This window comes from Oryzomicrobium sp. (assembly GCF_036820405.1).
Taxonomy (GTDB): Bacteria; Pseudomonadota; Gammaproteobacteria; order Burkholderiales; family Rhodocyclaceae; genus Oryzomicrobium.
The window spans coordinates 312,120-326,917 of the sequence record NZ_DAISLS010000002.1 but is presented as its reverse complement, the minus strand read 5'-3'; the positions used below and the strand labels follow the sequence as shown (position 1 = coordinate 326,917).

The 14,798-nt window shown below is 69.2% G+C and carries 11 protein-coding genes; 7 read left to right on the top strand and 4 right to left on the bottom strand.

All coding sequences use genetic code 11. The features are described from left to right. From V7Z98_RS02975 to V7Z98_RS02965, 3 genes are all read left to right on the top strand, one after another. The gene (locus V7Z98_RS02975; RefSeq protein WP_334156935.1) at nt 1-1,284 is read left to right on the top strand and encodes a glycosyltransferase; all 1,284 of its coding nucleotides are present in this window, start codon (nt 1-3) and stop codon (nt 1,282-1,284) included. A gap of 12 nt (nt 1,285-1,296) precedes the next feature. Further along, the gene (locus V7Z98_RS02970; RefSeq protein ID WP_293266383.1) at nt 1,297-1,677 is read left to right on the top strand and encodes a diacylglycerol kinase; all 381 of its coding nucleotides are present in this window, start codon (nt 1,297-1,299) and stop codon (nt 1,675-1,677) included. A gap of 75 nt (nt 1,678-1,752) precedes the next feature. Then, a complete protein-coding gene (locus V7Z98_RS02965; protein ID WP_334156934.1) occupies nt 1,753-2,988 on the top strand; it encodes a glycosyltransferase family 4 protein in 1,236 nt (411 codons plus the stop codon). Here V7Z98_RS02965 and V7Z98_RS02960 read toward each other — a convergent pair. From V7Z98_RS02960 to aceE, 4 genes are all read right to left on the bottom strand, one after another. Further along, the gene (locus tag V7Z98_RS02960; protein ID WP_334156933.1) at nt 2,931-4,634 is read right to left on the bottom strand and encodes a hypothetical protein; all 1,704 of its coding nucleotides are present in this window, start codon (nt 4,632-4,634) and stop codon (nt 2,931-2,933) included. The two genes, V7Z98_RS02965 and V7Z98_RS02960, sit on opposite strands and share 58 nt — an antisense overlap. A gap of 159 nt (nt 4,635-4,793) precedes the next feature. Next, a complete protein-coding gene (gene lpdA, locus V7Z98_RS02955) occupies nt 4,794-6,578 on the bottom strand; it encodes a dihydrolipoyl dehydrogenase (RefSeq protein WP_334156932.1) in 1,785 nt (594 codons plus the stop codon). Nucleotides 6,579-6,588: 10 nt separating this feature from the next. Then, complete coding sequence (gene aceF, locus V7Z98_RS02950; RefSeq protein ID WP_334156931.1) at nt 6,589-8,250, bottom strand: dihydrolipoyllysine-residue acetyltransferase; 1,662 nt, start codon at nt 8,248-8,250, stop codon at nt 6,589-6,591. Between the two features lie 15 nt (nt 8,251-8,265). Further along, nucleotides 8,266-10,938 (bottom strand): pyruvate dehydrogenase (acetyl-transferring), homodimeric type, encoded by a 2,673-nt coding sequence (gene aceE, locus V7Z98_RS02945; protein ID WP_293266373.1) that lies wholly within the window; start codon nt 10,936-10,938, stop codon nt 8,266-8,268. 434 nt (nt 10,939-11,372) lie between these two features. Between aceE and V7Z98_RS02940 the strand changes: the two genes are divergently transcribed. The 4 genes from V7Z98_RS02940 to V7Z98_RS02925 all read left to right on the top strand — a co-directional run bounded on the left by V7Z98_RS02940 (nt 11,373) and on the right by V7Z98_RS02925 (nt 14,786). Further along, complete coding sequence (locus V7Z98_RS02940; RefSeq protein ID WP_334156930.1) at nt 11,373-12,137, top strand: hypothetical protein; 765 nt, start codon at nt 11,373-11,375, stop codon at nt 12,135-12,137. Between the two features lie 76 nt (nt 12,138-12,213). After that, nucleotides 12,214-13,077: a bifunctional methylenetetrahydrofolate dehydrogenase/methenyltetrahydrofolate cyclohydrolase FolD gene (folD, locus tag V7Z98_RS02935; RefSeq protein ID WP_334156929.1), complete on the top strand. Its 864-nt coding sequence runs from the start codon at nt 12,214-12,216 to the stop codon at nt 13,075-13,077. A gap of 27 nt (nt 13,078-13,104) precedes the next feature. Beyond that, nucleotides 13,105-13,602, top strand: coding sequence for a 5-(carboxyamino)imidazole ribonucleotide mutase (purE, locus tag V7Z98_RS02930; protein ID WP_293266367.1), 498 nt, complete (start codon nt 13,105-13,107; stop codon nt 13,600-13,602). Nucleotides 13,603-13,604: 2 nt separating this feature from the next. Continuing rightward, nucleotides 13,605-14,786, top strand: coding sequence for a 5-(carboxyamino)imidazole ribonucleotide synthase (locus V7Z98_RS02925; RefSeq protein ID WP_442951803.1), 1,182 nt, complete (start codon nt 13,605-13,607; stop codon nt 14,784-14,786). The last annotated feature ends 12 nt before the right edge of the window (nt 14,787-14,798 follow it).

Genomic DNA, 14,798 nt, shown 5'->3' with positions numbered 1-14,798 from the left:
ATGACGCTCCATCCCGCGTCGCCGCCGTCGTTGTCTCGCCCCCTGACGGTGCTGATGGTTTCCGACGTTTATTTCCCGCGTATCAACGGCGTTTCCACCTCCATCGAAACCTTTCGCCGTACCCTGGCCGACCTGGGGGTGACGGTGCGCCTGGTGGCGCCCGCCTACGGTGCCTCCGACGACGCCGACGATGCCTTGTGGCGCGTCCCGGGCCGGCCGGTGCCCCGGGACCCGGAGGACCGGCTGATGGCCTGGCGCAAGCTGGGCCGCACCGTGGCCGAGGCCGCCGAGGGGGCCGACCTGATCCACGTCCAGACCCCGTTCCTGGCCCACTACGCCGGGGTGGCCGAGGCTCGGCGGCGGGGCGTGCCGGTGCTTGCCACCTATCACACCTTCTTCGAGGAATACCTGCACCACTACGCCCCCTTCCTCCCCGGCGCCCTGCTGCGCGGCTTGGCCAGGCGCCTGTCGCGCCACCAGTGCAATGGGGTGGACGAAGTGGTGGTACCCAGCCGGGCCATGGCCGAGCGCCTGTCGGACTACGGTGTGACGACGCCCCTCACCGTGCTGCCCACCGGCATCCCCATGGCCCGCTTCGACTGCACCGACACCGGGGCCCGGGCCGCGGCGCGGCAGCGCTTCCGCCTGGCCCACGGCATTGCGCCGGCCCGGCCCGTGGCCCTCTTCGTCGGCCGGGTGGCCTTCGAGAAGAACATCGCCTTTTTGCTCGAAGCCCACGCCCTGGCGCGCCGCCACCTGCCCGACCTGCTGCTGCTGGTTACCGGCGAGGGCCCGGCCCGCCCGGCCCTGGAACGCCATGCCGCCAGCCTGGGCCTGGGCGACTCGGTGCGCTTCCTCGGCTACCTGGAGCGGGAGCGGGCCCTGCCCGACTGCTACGCGGCGGCGGACGTCTTCGCCTTCGCTTCCCACACCGAGACCCAGGGGCTGGTGCTGCTCGAAGCCCTGGCCGCCGGGCTGCCGGTGGTGGCCCTGGCCGAGATGGGCACTCGCGACATCCTGCTCGACCGCGACGGCTGCCCCATGCCGGGCTGCGTGGTGCCCCGGGCCGAGGTGGCCGATTTCGCCCTGCACCTGGCCGACCTGCTGGGCGGCCTGCACCAGGATCCCCACGCCCGCCTCCGCCTGGAGCGGGAAGCCCGGGGCAGCGCCGCCGGCTGGTCCGACCAGGCCCTGGCCGCCCGCTTGGCCGAGCGTTATCACGCCCGCTGTGCCGTCGATCCCCGTCCCGCCCTCCTGATCCCCCGGCCAGAGGCCCGGGGCTGACCCCTTTTGCCCATGAACGCTCCCCACGACGAAAGCCCCTTCAAGGGCAAGACCGGCCTGACCCGGGTCTGGAATGCCCTCAACTATTCCCTGGCCGGCCTGCGCGCCGCCTACGCCTGCGAGGACGCCTTCCGCCAGGAAGTCTGGCTGGCCCTGGTGCTGGTGCCCCTGGCCTTCTTCCTGCCCGTCGCCGGGGTGGAGCGGGCCCTGATGGTGGGCAGCATCTTGCTGGTGCTGGTGGTGGAACTGCTCAACTCGGCGGTGGAGGCGGCGGTGGACCGAGTCTCCCTGGAGCACCACCGGCTGGCCAAGCGGGCCAAGGACATCGGCAGCGCGGCGGTGCTGATCGCGCTGATCAACGTGGCCCTGGTGTGGGGCTGCGTGCTGTTGTGATGCGGAGGGGCCGCTCTGCTCCTTCCGCGGCCCCTTCCTTTCCCCGTTGAGTGCAACCCCGTAGGAGGTCATGCCATGAACGCATCCGCCGTCCCGGTCCCGCCCCTGAAAGTGGCGGTGGTGACCGAAACCTATCCTCCGGAAGTGAACGGGGTGGCCATGACGGTGGGGCGGCTGGTGCAAGGCCTGCGCGCGCGGGGCCACCTGGTCACGGTGATCCGCCCGCGCCAGCCCGGCGACGGGGATGTCGGGGCCGGGGGCGCTAGCGCCCCGGCGGACCGCACCGTGGCCGGGCTGCCCCTGCCCGGCTATCCGGGGCTGCGCTTCGGCCTGCCGGCCAAGTCCCGCCTGCTGCGGGAATGGCGCCACGAGCGGCCCGACGTGGTGCACCTGGTGACCGAGGGGCCCCTGGGCTGGTCTGCCCTGGGGGCGGCGCGGCGTCTGGGCATTCCCGCCACCTCGGGGTTCCACACCAACTTCGACCGCTACAGCGTCCACTACGGCATGGGCTTTCTGCGCCCGGCGGTGGCCGCCTACCTGCGCACCTTCCACCGCCGCACCCGGGCCACCCTGGCGCCGACCATGGCCCTGGCGGCGGACCTGGCCGGGGAGGGCATCCCCGGGGTGAAAGTGGTGGGGCGCGGCGTGGATACTGCCCTGTTCGACCCGGCGCGCCGCGACGATGGGCTGCGCGCCGCCTGGGGCGTGGGCGAGGGCGGGCTGGCGGTGCTGTCGGTGGGGCGGCTGGCGGCGGAAAAGAACCTGCCCCTGACCCTCAAGGCCTTCGCCGCCATCCGCGCCCGGCGGCCCGACGCCCGGCTGGTGCTGGTGGGGGACGGGCCGCTGCGGCGCGGCCTGGAGGAACGCCATCCCGAACACCGCTTCGCCGGGGTGCGCATCGGCGAGGACCTGGCGGCCCACTATGCCTCCGGCGACCTGTTCCTCTTCCCCAGCCTGACCGAGACCTTCGGCAACGTAACCCTGGAAGCCCTGGCCAGCGGCGTGCCGACCGTGGCCTACCGCAGCGCCGCCGCCGCCGAGCTGATTGCCGACGGGGTGCAGGGGCTGACGGTCAGCCCGGGGGATGAGGACGCCTTCGCCGCCGCCGCCGTGGCGCTGGCCCTGGACGACGCGGGCCGGCCCCGGCTCGGCCGGGCTGCCCGGGAGCGGGCCCTGGCCTGCGCCTGGGAACAGGTGGTGGGGGATTTCGAGGCGGTGCTACGCGCCGTCAGCGCGGGCGACGGGCCGCAGCCCTACGCCGCGGAGGTGGCCGGGGCGGCGGGATCGCTGCCCTCGGCGCCGACGGTGTAGGCGATCAGTTCGTAGTCCGGGCCGTTCTCCAGCAGGTGCTGGAGAACCACCGGCTGGCGGGTACCGCCGGAAACCAGGGTGTAGCGCAGTCCGCCGGGGCCGAAGGTGCCCAGGGGGGCGAGCAGGTGACCGGCCTTGTCGTCCACCAGCAGAGCGTCCACCGTGCCGCGCAGCCCGCCGGTCTCGGCCGCCCAGGGGTCGTCGGGGCGCTTGATGGCTTCGAGCAGGGCGCAGCGGGGCTCTCCGGGTAGGAGAGCTAGGCCGGCGTTGTAGCGGCCGTGGCTGCGGGTCAGGCGGCGGATGAGGGCCAGCCGCCAATGCAGGGACTGGTCGGTGCGAAGGCCCACCAGGGCGCCGATGGCCTGCCACTGGCGCTTCACCGGGGGGCGGGCGCCCAGGCCCGACATGCTGATGTCGCGCAGTTCCCAGCGTTCCATCATCTGCCGGTCGCCGGCGGTTTCCAGGCTGGCCAGGACCTCCTCGGGCGTCAGCGTCTCGCCGGTGGGGGTGGGCAGGGCGAAGGCCTGGCGCATGGCCTGCTGGCTGGCAGCAGCGTATTCGAGCTGGCGGCCGGAACGGGCGTATTCGCCGGCGGCCACCATGCGGCGCGCCAGGTCGAAACCGGGCACCACCCGCAGGGCGCTCTGAGCGTCCTTGCGGGCGTGGCGGCGCTTGGGCGGGGTCTGGGACCAGTGCTGCATCAGGCGTTGCAGCAGGGCCGCCGCCTCCCTGTCGTTCTCGGGCGGGATGGACAGCCAGTCCGGCACGGTCTGCTGGCGCACCACGTCGCTCTTGAGGGGGAACAGCAGCATGCTCACCCGGCCCGGCCCCAGGTAGCGCCAGCCCGGCTCGGCGGCCTGTTCCGCCGTGGGGGATTCGATCATCCGCTCGGGGCCGCGCAGGCCGTCGGTGCGCAGGCGCCAGGGCGTGCCGGCGGCCGGGGTGTCGGCCAGGGTGAAGTGGGGCTCGGCCCAGGCGACGATGCGGTCGAGCAGGATCATCTGGCGCGGCGACAGGTTGCCCAGGGGGCCCAGCTCGTAGAACAGGCCGATGCGGTATTCGCGCCAGGGGGAGGTGTCGCCGGGGTCGCCGGGGTAAAGGATCTCGCGCAGGTGCAGGGCGCCCAGGGCGCGGGCCTTTTCCATCAGGGCGTGGGCGGCGGGCCACCATTCGCCCGGCAGGTCCTGGAAGCAGATGCGGGCCGCCAGCTTTTCCCGGGACAGGGCGCGCAGCATGCGCGCCAGGATCACGGTCAGGGCCTTGGGCTGCTGGGGCGACAGGGCCTCTTGCAGGTTGAGGGCCACTTCCAGGGCCCGGGCGGCGGTGTGGTAGTAGGACTCCAGGGCCTTCAGGGTGATCTCGGCCTGGGGGTCCAGGGTGTGCAACTGGCGGGCAGCATCGTCCCACAGGGCGGCGAGCCAGGGCTGGGCCGCCTCGTCCAAGCGCAGGATGGCGCGCTGGCAGGCGTCCCGGGGCAGTTGCCCGACCAGGGGGGCGGCGTCGGCCAGCCAGCCGCGCAGGGCCATCAGCGCGTGAGTGGGGCGCTTGCCAGCAAGGTCGGCGATGACGGCGGCCAGGTTGTCCGCGGTGCCCAGCGGGTGGTCGCTGCGCTCGCCGCGGAGGCGGGAGACGAAGTGCTTCAACATTGGCGGATTATTGCAAAGTCGGTACGAAAATGACCGTGCCTCTTCCGTCGGGTTCGCCATTTCGTGAAATAGTTGGCAAAAAAGCGGCGGAGGGCTTGTGCCGCTCCGCCGCTTTTTTTGCCGGGATTGCCGAGGCGATTCGTAGTGACTCGCGGCGCGTCAGCGCTTCTTCATCGGCGGCAGGTCGGTGCACGAGCCGTGGGCGACTTCGGCGGCCATGCCGATGGATTCGCCCAGGGTCGGGTGCGGGTGGATGGTCTTGCCGATATCCACCGCGTCGCAGCCCATCTCGATGGCCAGGGCCACCTCGCCGATCATGTCGCCGGCGGAGGGGCCGACGATGGTGCCGCCGATCACCCGGTGCGACTCGGCGTCGAACACCAGCTTGGTGAAGCCGTAGTCGGCGCCGTTGGCGATGGCCCGGCCGGAGGCGGCCCAGGGGAACTTGGCCACTTCGACCTTGCGCCCGGCCTGCTTGGCCTCGTCCTCACCGACGCCGACCCAGGCCACTTCCGGGTGGGTGTAGGCCACCCCGGGGATGACCTGGGCGTCGAAGGCGACCTTCTGACCGGCGGCGGCCTCGGCGGCCACGTGGGCTTCATGCACGGCCTTGTGGGCCAGCATCGGGTTGCCGACGATGTCGCCGATGGCGAAGATGTGCGGCACGTTGGTGCGCATCTGGGCATCTACCGGGATGAAGCCGCGCTCGCCGACGATCACGCCGGCCTTTTCTGCTCCGATCTTCTTGCCGTTGGGGCTGCGCCCGGCGGCTTGCAGAATCAGGTCGTAGCGCTGCGGCCCGGCGGGGGCCTTGTCGCCCTCGAAGGTCACCCACAGGCCGTCGTCCTTGGCGTCCACCGCCACGGTCTTGGTCTTGAGCATGACCTGGTCGAAGCGGTGCAGGTTCTGCTTTTCCCAGACCTTGACCGCGTCCCGGTCCGGGCCCTGCATCAGGCCGTCGAGCATTTCCACCACATCGACGCGGGCGCCCAGGGTGGAATAGACCGTGGCCATTTCCAGGCCGATGATGCCGCCGCCGATGACCAGCATCTTCTCGGGCACGAAACGCAGTTCCAGGGCACCGGTGGAATCGACGATGCGCGGGTCGCGGGGGATGAAGGGCAGGTGCACCGCGGCGCTGCCGGCGGCGATGATGCACTGCTTGAAGCGCAACACCTGCTTGGCGCCGGTCTTGTCCTGGCCGGCGCCGTCGGTGACTTCCACTTCCACGTGGTGGGCGTCGATGAAGCTGCCGTAGCCGCGTACCACGTCCACCTTACGCGCCTTGGCCATGCCGGCCAGGCCGCCGGTGAGCTTGCCCACCACCTTGGCCTTGTGGGCGCGCAGCTTGTCGATGTCCACCTGGGGCGCCGCGTAGGTCACGCCCAGGTCGGCGAAATGGGCGGTCTCGTCCATCACCGCGGTGACGTGCAGCAGGGCCTTGGAGGGGATGCAGCCGACGTTGAGGCAGACGCCGCCCAGGGTGGCGTAGCGCTCGACGATGACGGTCTTTTGCCCCAGGTCGGCGGCGCGGAAGGCGGCGGAATAGCCCCCCGGGCCGGCGCCCAGCACCAGCATGTCGCACTCCACGTCCACCGGGCCGCTGTAGGCGCCGGCGGCCTGGGGGGCGGCTGCGGGAGCGGCCGGGGCGGCGGGCACCGGGGCCGGTGCTGCCGCCGTCGGCGCAGGCGCCGCCACGGCAGCGCTGGCTTCCAGCACCAGGATCAGGCTGCCTTCGCTGACCTTGTCGCCGACCTTGACCTTGACCTCCTTGACCACGCCGGCGGCCGAGGAGGGCACGTCCATGGTGGCCTTGTCGGATTCCAGGCTGACCAGGGCGTCCTCGGCCTTGATCGTATCGCCGGGTTTGACGAACACCTCGATGACGGGCACGTCCTTGAAGTCACCGATGTCCGGGACCTTTACTTCAACCAGTTGGCTCATGGCGTTCCCCTTACAGCATGACCCGGCGGAAGTCCGCCAGCAGCTTGGCCAGTTCGGCGTTGAAGCGGGTCGCCAGGGCGCCGTCGATGACGCGGTGGTCGGCGGACAAGGACAGGGGCACGATCAGCCGCGGCACGAATTCCTTGCCGTTCCACACCGGCTTCATGGTGCTCTTGGAAACGCCCAGGATGGCCACTTCCGGCGCATTGACGATGGGGCTGAACGCCGTGCCGCCGATGCCGCCCACCGACGAGATGGTGAAGCTGGCGCCCTGCATGTCGGCGGGCTTGAGCTTGCCGTCCCGGGCGGCCTTGGCCAGTTCGCCGGTTTCCTTGGCGATCTCGAAGATGCCCTTCTTGTCGGCGTCCTTGAGCACCGGCACCACCAGCCCGTTGGGCGTGTCGGCAGCAAAACCGATGTGGTAGTACTGCTTCAGCACCAGGTTGTCGCCGTCCAGGGAGCTGTTCAGCAGCGGGAACTGCTGCAGTGCCTTGACGCAGGCCTTGATGATGAAGGCGAGCATGGTCAGCTTGAGGCCGGCCTTCTCGTTCTCCTTGTTGAGGGCGACGCGGAAGGCTTCCAAGTCGGTGATGTCGGCATCCTCGTGGTAGGTCACGGCCGGGATCATCACCCAGTTGCGTGCCAGGTTGGCACCGGAAATCTTCTTGATGCGCGACAGGGGCTGGGTTTCGATGGGGCCGAACTTGGCGAAGTCCACCTTGGGCCAGGGCAGCAGGTCCAGGGTTCCGCCACCGGTGATGCCGCCGCCGGCTGCGGTGGCCGCACCGGGCACGGCGCCGGTGCTCATGACCCCCTTGATGAAGGCCTTCACGTCCTCGGTCAGGATGCGGCCCTTGGGACCGCTGGCGGCGACCTTGGTCAGGTCCACCCCCAGCTCCCGCGCGAAGGCGCGCACCGACGGGCTGGCGTGCACCTTGCCGCCCAGGGCGGGCAAGGGGGCGGCCGGGCTGGGGGCAGGGGCGGCTGCCACCGGGGCGCTGGGCGCGACGGGCGCGGTTGCCGGGGCCGTGCTCGGGGCAGGCGCCGGCGCCGCAGCAGCGGCCGGGGTGGCGCTTCCCGCCGCTTCCAGCACCAGGATCAGGGTGCCTTCGCTGACCTTGTCGCCGAACTTGACCTTCAGTTCCTTGACCACGCCGGCGGTGGGGGCGGGCACGTCCATGGTGGCCTTGTCGGATTCCAGGCTGATCAGCGGGTCCTCGGCCTTGACGGTGTCGCCGGGTTTGACGAACACCTCGATGATCGGCACGTCCTTGAAGTCGCCGATGTCCGGTACCTTCACGTCCACCAGGCCGCCCGCGGTGGCGGGGGCGGCGGCAGGCGCCGGGGCCGGAGCGGCGGCCACGGGGGCAGGAGCCTGGACCGGAGCCGGCGCCACTGCGGGCGCAGGCGCGGCGGCCGTGCTGGCCGTTGCGCTGGCTTCCAGCAGCAGCACCAGGCTGCCTTCGCTGACCTTGTCGCCGACCTTGATCTTGATCTCCTTGACCACGCCGGCGGCGGGGGAGGGGACGTCCATGGTGGCCTTGTCGGATTCCAGGCTGATCAGGGCGTCCTCGGCGTTGACGCTGTCGCCGGGTTTGACGAACACCTCGATGACCGGCACGTCCTTGAAGTCGCCGATATCCGGGACCTTCACTTCGATGATTTGACTCATGTTCCGTGGCTCCCCTTAAACGGACATGGGATTCGGCTTCTCGGGATCGAGGCCGTACTTGTGGATGGCGGCGGCGACCTTGTCGCGCTCGATGGTGCCTTCGTCGGCCAGGGCCTTCAGCGCGGCGACGGCGACCCAGTGGCGGTCCACCTCGAAGAAGTGGCGCAGCTTTTCCCGGGTGTCGGAACGGCCGAAGCCGTCGGTGCCGAGCACCACGTAGCGGCGATCCACGTAGGGGCGGATCTGCTCGGCCACCAGCCGCACATAGTCGGTGGAGGCGATGACCGGGCCGCGGGTGTCGGCCAGGCATTTCTCGACGTGGGTGACACGCGGCTTTTCCAGCGGGTGGAGCAGGTTCCAGCGTTCCACCGCCTGGCCGTCGCGGGCCAGTTCGGTGAAGGACGGGCAGGACCACAGATCGGCTTCCACGCCCCAGTCCTGGCGCAGCAGCTCGGCGGCGGCCATCACTTCGCGCAGGATCGAGCCGGCGCCCAGCAGCTGGACGCGGGGGGCGTCGGAGGCCTGGCCCTTCTTCAGCTGGTACATGCCCTTGAGGATGTCCTGCTGGCTGCCTTCGGGCATCTCCGGGTGCTCGTAGTTCTCGTTGAGCACGGTGACGTAGTAATAGACGTCCTCCTGCTCCTGCACCATGCGGCGCAGGCCGTCCTGGACGATCACCGCCACTTCGTAGGAGAAGGTCGGGTCGTAGGAGACGCAGTTGGGGATCACCGCGGAGAGCACATGGCTATGGCCGTCCTCGTGTTGCAGGCCCTCGCCGTTGAGGGTGGTGCGGCCCGAGGTGCCCCCGAGCAGGAAGCCCCGGGTGCGCTGGTCGGCGGCCGCCCAGCACAGGTCCATGGTGCGCTGCAGGCCGAACATCGAGTAGAAGATGTAGAAGGGGATCATCTGCACCCCGTGGGTGCTGTAGCTGGTGCCTGCGGCGACCCAGTCGGCCATGGCGCCCAGCTCGTTGATGCCTTCCTGAAGGATCTGGCCGTCCTTCGACTCCTTGTAGAACATGAGCTGGTCATGGTCTTCGGGAACGTACTTCTGGCCTTCCTGGTTCCAGATGCCGTACTGGCGGAACATGCCCTCCATGCCGAAGGTGCGCGATTCGTCCGGGACGATCGGTACCACGCGGCGGCCCAGGGTCTTGTCCTTCAACAGGGTGTTGAGGATGCGCACGAAGGCCATGGTGGTGGAGAACTCGCGGCCTTCGCCGGACGCCTTGAGCAGGCCTTCGAAGGCGGACAGCGGCGGAGCGGGCAGGGGATCGGCCTTCTGCCGGCGCACCGGCAGGTAGCCGCCCAGGGCCTGGCGCCGTTCGCGCATGTAGGTCAGTTCGGGGGAGCCTTCGGGGAAGGTCAGGTAGGGGACTTCCTCGATCTTGTCGTCCGGCACCGGCAGGTTGAAGCGGTCACGCATGCGCTTGAGCGCCTCGGTACCCATCTTCTTGGCCTGGTGCGAGATGTTCATGGCCTCGCCGGCGTCGCCCATGCCGAAGCCCTTGATGGTCTTGGCCAGGATGACGGTGGGCTGGCTCTTGGAGTCGGAGGCAGCCTTGAAGGCGGCGAATACCTTGAACATGTCCAGGCCGCCGCGGTTGAGATTCCAGACGTCGTCGTCGGTCCAGTCGGCCACCAGCTCCTTCAACTCCGGGGTGTTGAAGAAATGCTCGCGCACGTAGGCGCCGTTCTTGGCCTTGAAGGTCTGATATTCCCCGTCGACGCATTCCATCATGCGCTTCTTGAGGATGCCCTTCTTGTCGCGGGCGAACAGGGTGTCCCAGTGGGTGCCCCAGACCACTTTGATGACGTTCCAGCCGGCGCCGCGGAAGTCGGACTCCAGCTCCTGGATGATCTTGCCGTTGCCGCGCACCGGGCCGTCGAGGCGCTGCAGGTTGCAGTTCACCACGAAGATCAGGTTGTTCAGCTTTTCCCGGCCGGCCATGCCGATGGCGCCCATGGATTCGGGCTCGTCGATCTCGCCGTCGCCGAGGAAGGCCCACACCTTGCGGTTGTCGGTCTTGGCCAGGCCCCGGCTTTCCATGTACTTCATGAAACGGGCCTGGTAGATGGCCTGGATCGGCCCCAGGCCCATGGATACGGTGGGGAACTGCCAGAAGTCCGGCATCAGCCAGGGGTGCGGGTAGGACGAAATGCCCTTGCCGTCCACTTCCTGGCGGAAGCTGTCCATCTGCGCTTCGGTCAGACGGCCGAGCATGAAGGCGCGGGCATAGACACCGGGGACCGAGTGGCCCTGGAAGAAGATCAGGTCGCCGCCGTGGTTTTCGCTGGGGGCGTTCCAGAACCAGTTGAAGCCCACGTCGTAGAGCACGGCGCTGGAGGCGAAGGAGGCGATGTGGCCGCCCACGTTGGTGTGCTTGTTGGCGCGCACCACCATGGCCATGGCGTTCCAGCGAATGTAGGTGCGGATCTTTTCTTCCAGATCCGGGTTGCCCGGGTAGTGGGGCTGCTGGCTGACCGGAATGGTGTTGTAGTAGCCAGTGTTGGCGCTATAGGGCAGATCCACGCCCTCGTCGCGGGCACCGTCGATCAACCGTTCGATCAGGTAATGGGCCCGTTCCGCCCCTTCCTTTTCCACCACTGCCCCGAGGGCGTCCAGCCATTCCTGGGTTTCCCGGGGGTCCACGTCCGCCAAAGGATTGTTCTCGGGCGTCTCTGCCATGGTTCGTCTCCTGATTTATGTCAGCACCGGATCGGCGCCATCGCTGTTGGCGGCGTTTGCTTCGACCGAAGAAAACGGATGCCGATCCGGTGCGGGGGCGAAAATGTCGTCGGAGTGTCTCGGGCGCTTCCCGGCGAGCGCTTCCGCAGGAAAGGTACGCGACACAGCGTAATACGTGATTCGGGGATCATGTCCCGCGCCGCACAATTTCGCATCGTAAGATGATTTTTTGCGATACGCAATATTGCGCTGCAATAACCGCCAGGCCTGGCTTTGCCCGCGTTTTTACGCCACTCTCCGGGTTGGCCGGGTTTTTTCCTGGAAAGCCGCGCCGTTCCTGGTTTTTCCTTGTTTATCAAATGCTTTGCGCCATGCCCGACGATTGCCCCGATGACCCGACGATCTCCTTGCCGGCGCTACCGAAATGGCCGGATTTGGCCGAGGCCGTCCGCCGCCTGAAGCTGGCCATCGAGGTGGCGCTGGATTGCCCGCCGAGTCCGGCCGGTCTGCACGCCTTCGTCGATGAGCGCGAGGCGGTCCGGGCGCTGGTGCTGCACGGGGCCGATTACGACCGGCTCGCGCCGACCTTGGCCGCCCACGCCGAAGGCGGCCTGGGCGGGCGCCTGCTGGTGGTGTGCGGCCCGTCGGAGCGGCTGGGGCGGCTGCCGTTCCCGGTGTTCGTGCCGGCCGACGCTGCCGAGGCGGTGCGCCTGCTGCCCCAGGCGCTGGCCTTGTCCGAGGAGTTCACCACCCCGGTGTGCCTGGCCCTGGCCGGCGTGGGTGGCGCATGCCTGGCGCTGGAGCAGGTCGCGGCGCTGCTCGCCGGCCTGCCGCCGGCCGTTCCCCAGCCCGAGGCAGCGGCGGCCCGGGCGGTGGCCCTGGCCAATCATGTGGAAGGGCTGGGGGCCTGGCGCTTGCAGCGCAGCGGCGACCGGCGCCTGGGGCTAATTTGCGCCGGCCCGGGCTGGCTTCTTGCCCGCCACCGCTATCCGCAGGCCCGCTGCCTGCGCCTGGACCTGGCTTGGCCGTTGCCGCTGAAGACGATCAAGGGCGTGGTGGCCGTGTCCGCGCTGACCTGCTGGGCCCCCGGGGGCGGCGACTGGGTGCCGGCGGCCCTGGCCGAAGAGGGGATAGTCCTGCAATGCGGGGAGATTCCGCCGTTTGCCGCTGGCCGGGAGTCAAGGGGAAAAGTGGGGTAAAATTCGCCCGAACAGACCTTGCACACCATGATCGGACACGGCCCCCGTGTCCGTTTTTGCTTTTCCGGATACGACCATGACGGCGAAACTCCTCGACGGTAACGCGCTGGCCAAGAAACTGCGCGCCGACTTCAAGGCCCGGGCCGAGGCCCTGGCCGCCCAGAGCACCCGCCCCGGGCTGGCGGTGATCCTGGTGGGCGAGAACCCCGCCTCCCAGGTCTACGTGCGCAACAAGGTTAATGCCTGCGCCGAGGCCGGTTTCCATTCGGTCAAGCTCGACTACCCCGCCGACGTGGCGCCGGCCGAGGTGCTGGCCAAGATCGCCGAACTCAACGCCGATCCGGCCATCCACGGCATCCTGGTGCAGTTGCCCCTGCCGCGCCAGTTCGACGAGGACGAAGTGCTCGAAGCCATCTCCCCGGAAAAGGACGTGGACGGCTTCCACGCCGAGAATGTGGGTGCCCTGATGCAAGGCAACCCGCGCTTCCTGCCCTGCACGCCCTATGGCGTGATGAAGCTGCTGGAAGAAGCCGGCGGCTCGCTGAAGGGCAAGGAGGCCGTGGTGATCGGCCGCTCCAACATCGTCGGCAAGCCCATGGCCATGCTGCTGCTGCACGCCGGCTGTACCGTCACCGTGTGCCATTCCCAGACCGCCGACCTGGGCTTCCACACCCGCCGCGCCGACATCCTGGTGGCGGCGGTGGGCCGTCCCCGTTTCGTCACCGGCGACATGGTCAAGCCCGGCGCCGTGGTCATCGACGTGGGCATCAACCGCTTGCCGGCGGAGCAGGGCGGCAAGCTGTGCGGCGACGTGGATTTCGATTCGGTCAAAGAGGTGGCCGGTGCCATCACCCCGGTGCCTGGCGGCGTCGGGCCGATGACCATCACCATGCTGCTCGCCAACACCCTGGAATCGGCCGAACGGGCCGCCGCCAAGTAACCTGCCCTCAGCACACAAGGACACACAATGACCGACAAGCATCCCCTGGTGGGCATCGTCATGGGCTCGGATTCGGACTGGCCGGTGATGCAGGCCGCCGCCGTCATGCTCAAGGAATTCGGCGTGCCCTTCGAGGCCCGCGTGGTTTCCGCCCACCGCACCCCGGACCTGCTGTTCGACTACGCCGCCACCGCCGGCGAGCGGGGGCTGAAGGCGATCATCGCCGGGGCTGGCGGCGCCGCCCACTTGCCGGGCATGCTGGCGTCCAAGACCATCGTCCCGGTGCTGGGCGTGCCGGTGCCGTCCAAGCATCTGTCCGGCCAGGATTCGCTCTACTCCATCGTGCAGATGCCCAAGGGCATCCCGGTCGCCACCTTCGCCATCGGCGAGGCTGGTGCCGCCAATGCCGCCCTGTTCGCCGTGGCCCAGCTGGCCACCCAGGACGCCGCGCTGGCCGCCAAGCTGGCGGCCTTCCGCCATGCCCAGAGCAGCAAGGTTCTGGCCATGAAGCTGCCGGAAGTGTGATCGTGAGCGACGCCATCACCCCGATCCTGCCGCCCGCCACCCTGGGCATGCTGGGGGGCGGCCAGCTCGGCCGCTTCTTCGTCGCCGCCGCCCACGAGGTGGGCTACCAGGTGTGGGTCCTGGACCCGGACGCCAACAGCCCGGCGGGCAAGATCGCCGACTGCCACCTGCAGGCCGCCTACGACGACTACGCAGCCCTGGATCAGTTCGCCCAGGGCTGCGCCGCGGTGACCACCGAGTTCGAGAACGTGCCGGCGGATACCCTGGACTACCTGGCCAAGTTCGTCCCGGTGCGGCCCCATGCCGGCGCCGTGGCGATTTGCCAGAACCGGGTTGCGGAAAAATCCTTCCTGCGCGACAACGGCATTCCCCACGCCGCCTTCGCCGCCATCGCCAACGAGGATGACCTGCGCGATACCGCCAAGGTCGGCGCCCACCTGTTTCCGGGCATTCTCAAGGTCGCCCGCTTCGGCTACGACGGCAAGGGCCAGGCAGTGGTGAACAGCCGGGAAGAAGCCATCGCCGCTTTCCAGGCATTCAAGGGCGAGATCTGCGTCCTAGAGCAGAAGCTGCACCTGGATTACGAAGTCTCGGTGGTGTTGGCCCGGGATGAGCGCGGTGCCACCCGCTGCTTCCCCACGGCCGAGAATATCCACCGTAAGGGCATCCTCGACATTTCCATCGTCCCGGCCCGGGCCTCGGCCTGCACCGCCGACAGCGCTCAGGAAGTGGCCGAGCGCATCGCCGACAAGCTTGGCTACATCGGCACCCTGGGGGTGGAGTTCTTCGTCTCCCGCGGCCAGTTGTATGTCAACGAGATGGCGCCGCGCCCTCACAACAGCGGCCACTACACCCTGGACGCTTGCGTCACCGACCAGTTCGAACAGCAGGTGCGCGCCCTGTGCGGCCTGCCCCTGGGCGAGTCCCGCGCCCACTCGGCGGCGGTGATGGTGAACCTGCTCGGCGACATCTGGTTCGAGAAGGATGCCGACGGCAACGAGCGCTACCGGGAACCCGACTGGGCCAAGTTGTACGCCGTGCCCAACCTCAAGCTGCACCTCTACGGCAAGCACCACGCCCGTCATGGTCGCAAGATGGGGCACTTCACCGTGATCGACGCCGATCCGGCCCGCGCCCTGATCCTTGCCCAGGCGGCCCGCGCCGCCATCGGCATCCAGGACTGAGTCCCGGAACCC

Excerpts from the sequence above, each read along its gene's own strand:
- V7Z98_RS02975 (WP_334156935.1), top strand. The coding sequence starts at position 1 with ATGACGCTCCATCCCGCGTCGCCGCCGTCGTTGTCTCGCCCCCTGACG.
- V7Z98_RS02970 (WP_293266383.1), top strand. The coding sequence starts at position 1,297 with ATGAACGCTCCCCACGACGAAAGCCCCTTCAAGGGCAAGACCGGCCTG.
- V7Z98_RS02965 (WP_334156934.1), top strand. The coding sequence starts at position 1,753 with ATGAACGCATCCGCCGTCCCGGTCCCGCCCCTGAAAGTGGCGGTGGTG.
- V7Z98_RS02960 (WP_334156933.1), bottom strand. The coding sequence starts at position 4,634 with ATGTTGAAGCACTTCGTCTCCCGCCTCCGCGGCGAGCGCAGCGACCAC.
- lpdA (WP_334156932.1), bottom strand. The coding sequence starts at position 6,578 with ATGAGCCAACTGGTTGAAGTAAAGGTCCCGGACATCGGTGACTTCAAG.
- aceF (WP_334156931.1), bottom strand. The coding sequence starts at position 8,250 with ATGAGTCAAATCATCGAAGTGAAGGTCCCGGATATCGGCGACTTCAAG.
- aceE (WP_293266373.1), bottom strand. The coding sequence starts at position 10,938 with ATGGCAGAGACGCCCGAGAACAATCCTTTGGCGGACGTGGACCCCCGG.
- folD (WP_334156929.1), top strand. The coding sequence starts at position 12,214 with ATGACGGCGAAACTCCTCGACGGTAACGCGCTGGCCAAGAAACTGCGC.
- purE (WP_293266367.1), top strand. The coding sequence starts at position 13,105 with ATGACCGACAAGCATCCCCTGGTGGGCATCGTCATGGGCTCGGATTCG.